The sequence below is a fragment of the Acidithiobacillus sp. TH-A36 genome (assembly GCF_057473445.1).
In genome coordinates this window covers 1-2975 of record NZ_JBYCKP010000096.1, presented here as the reverse complement: position 1 = coordinate 2975, position 2975 = coordinate 1, and the positions used below count along the sequence as shown (strand labels likewise).

Annotated in this window: 4 protein-coding genes; all 4 read right to left on the bottom strand. The window is 45.0% G+C overall.

Annotated features, from left to right (window positions below):
• Positions 1 to 223, bottom strand: a 223-nt coding sequence (locus tag AC2VLY_RS02785) for a hypothetical protein (RefSeq protein ID WP_486921732.1), incomplete at its 3' end; no start/stop codon positions are given.
• A gap of 28 nt (positions 224 to 251) precedes the next feature.
• Positions 252 to 1166 carry a class I SAM-dependent methyltransferase gene (locus AC2VLY_RS02780; RefSeq protein ID WP_486921731.1) on the bottom strand — a complete coding sequence of 305 codons (915 nt, stop codon included), beginning with the start codon at positions 1164 to 1166 and terminating at the stop codon, positions 252 to 254.
• 2 nt (positions 1167 to 1168) lie between these two features.
• On the bottom strand, positions 1169 to 2098 hold the full coding sequence (locus tag AC2VLY_RS02775; RefSeq protein WP_486921730.1) for a ThiF family adenylyltransferase: 930 nt from the start codon (positions 2096 to 2098) through the stop codon (positions 1169 to 1171).
• A complete protein-coding gene (locus AC2VLY_RS02770; RefSeq protein ID WP_486921733.1) occupies positions 2099 to 2587 on the bottom strand; it encodes a GNAT family N-acetyltransferase in 489 nt (162 codons plus the stop codon).
• Positions 2588 to 2975 lie beyond the last annotated feature (388 nt).

Below are 2975 nucleotides of genomic sequence, written 5' to 3'. Positions count from 1 at the left end.
GACAATCCCCAGGGATCGTGAATAACACGTTAACCTCTTCACCCCACTGCCTGAAGCCCTTCATAAGCATTGTCTTGGCGGCTTGTCCAAGCGGATGGCCGCGAGCTATTGATTGTGCTTCAGTAGAATGAGCAACGGTATGTATGATCACTTCAAAAGGAATTTGCCGCTTCCTAAGATAATTAAGCGCCCAAGGTCTTAAGGTATCAACTTGGTAGTTCATGACAATATCCATGTAGATCTAACGTCAATCAGCGCCCAATGGTAGTACGGACGTGAGCAAACCCGTTGAAAGAATGTGGCAATCCCACGGATCGCCCGAATTCATCACGTAGATACCACGACTCCAACATCAACGAGGTGACATTAAAAATGGTAGTGTAGCCCCTCGCCGAAAAGAAGGGCTCAATGTCGGCGGGGTTCAAGCCGAAATGGTGAGGCTCATTTATCTCATTGAGGATATTCTTCAGTTCTTTAGAACCGAAGAATTCGCGAGTGCCGTCGACATAATCGCTAAAAGCGTAATCGAAAAAAAGATCGACATTGCGTTCAGACAACTTAGATATATCGCTGAGCGACTGATCGATTTGTGTCGGGGTGAGAAAGTAAGTCACGCCTTCCCAAAGGACAAGCACGTCCCGATGAAGCTCCAAACCGGACTCGAAAAGCGACTTGATTAGGTCATCTTTTTGAAAATTGCACGGCGCATAGATAACACTTGAGTCGTCTAATCCCGCATTTTTAATTAGATTCTGTTTGTGTTTCTGCATGCCATATAAATCGACTTCAAAGACCATTACATTAGCCATATTGAGTTGTTTGTGGAATCGGATAGCCCGACTGTCGTAGCCTGCCCCCAAAATCACGACTTGACTGTAAGAGTGGTTAGCAATGTAACGGAGCAGCATGTCATCAAACGCTTTCGTTCGAATCAGATGGTAGTACATGCCGCCCGGAAACTTTTCAGAATAATAAGTGATTGTTTTTTCTATATCTGTCAGAGCGGCCTTCCAGGAGCCGTGCAGAAAAGCTGGCGCAAGATAGTCTGGATTACGCTCTAATCCTTCGCTGCTTGACAAGAGTGCTCGCATCAAGGCCGTGATCGAAGCGCTGTCGATCAGGTCAGTATCTGATCGTTCTGGGGTTATAACGGTTTGTAGGACCATAATTAGCTCCAAAGTTTCTTAATGACGTTTAAATTTTTGATTTCTCCATCAGAGTGGTAGAAATCACCGGACAATAATGCTGCGTCATAGATGTAGATTTCTGGGATCGGTGGAAGAATGTGAGCATGAGGCGGAGAGTCGATTCCGCATAGCGAGAGTACTACGCGCTGGATAAGAAATCCCTCGGCAAGTGGCGGCGCTCCAGCAAAGATTGGCAAGGCATCGTTTTCCTGAATCCACGCCATCACGGTGTCGTAAGATGGAAAGTGTGGAAAGCGCGGTGCCCATAGCTTAAGTAGATGCGCAGTGCGCCAGTCGGTAGCCAAAGACTGGATATTCGATATGTCACTAAGCCCATACCATTCTCGTAGTTTCATCCCTTCGCGCGTGAACCGATAAAGGTGCGCACCCCATCCTATAACAGAGCATGCTAAAATCTCCTTGCAAGAACTGCTATTATAAAAAGCCTCGTGAAGAGCGATTTTTTCGGCTATTACACTGAAATCAAGTTGATCGAGAACGATATCTGTCCCATATATAAAATCATCAACATTAGATTTCGTGATTCCGTCCGTGTAGACTTCGACATCTGTGTCACGCCCAATATCAAAAGTCATTTCGCCAACCACCGATGCCTTATTTCGCCCAAGATTGCTATACGACGCACCTAGTTGCCGGTTAATATTAGAAATGTCGAATGTGTCGGGATCAGCTATTTTTATTTTTCCAACACCAAGTCGTGCTAAACGCATTGCCATAGCCCCGCCAATGCCACCAGCACCGGCTACTCCGACCGTCGTGTTTCGCAATTTTTCCTGGGCCTGATCTGCTTGCTTAGCGTTGATACCAAGAAATACTCGGGTACGACTCGTGCGTTCAACAAAAAAACTATCGTCATTATTTGAAGATGAAAGTGTGTATTTGTCAGCCATTTATAAGCCCCTAGCAATGTAGTTCAATAGCTCAACCTCACCGTATTCCGGAGAAATCGCACGAGACTGGAACCGTTCGAAGCCAAGGTTAACGAAAAGCTTGTTAACTGGCGGGTTACAATCTACGATTAGACGCATGTTTCCGATGTTCTCGATCATCGAAACGGCGTTTAAGATCATTCTGCGTGCGATACCGGAATTACGGTAGGACTTGTCAACCATAAGCCGAGTGCCAATAGCAATTCCTCTTTTTTCCGAACGGCTAAGGGAGTATAGGTCGCAATATGTCCCCAAACTCTGTTGATGCCAGAACGATACTCGGAATGTGCCGACGGCTCGGTTTTGATGATGAGCCAAAAAAATCCAGGATTTCGGCTCAAGACGATCCGATATTTCTTTTCGGTCGCAATCTGCATAGGACAGGTTTCGTCTCATCTCTCTAGCATAAACATTAAACCATAGCCGGTAAGCCGATTGACGATGAGCCATTAAGCCCGGCGGTATCAATAAATATTTAATTTTATGGCCTAGACAAGACAATGTTGACCTCCAATTTGCGCTTTAGTTAATAAAGTAATCAAATTAAATTAAATGTTCATTAATTTTTACTGATTTAACGACATCGATGAAAAGAACTCCACCCACGATGAAGAAATAAGCGCACCTGCTTCGACAGATACATTGTTGTCTATTTTTGCCATCACTATAGCGTCCAACTCAATGAACCTCTTTAATGCCATATTTTAATTCACCGTGTGACAATTACCTGATCATCAGCCATCATCGGTAGGCCAGCGCGGTGTGATCGAAATTCATTTCGAGACAAAAGGCGTTCAACAGCTATGGACGTCACAGTAATCAGTTTCTTTGCTCCGTG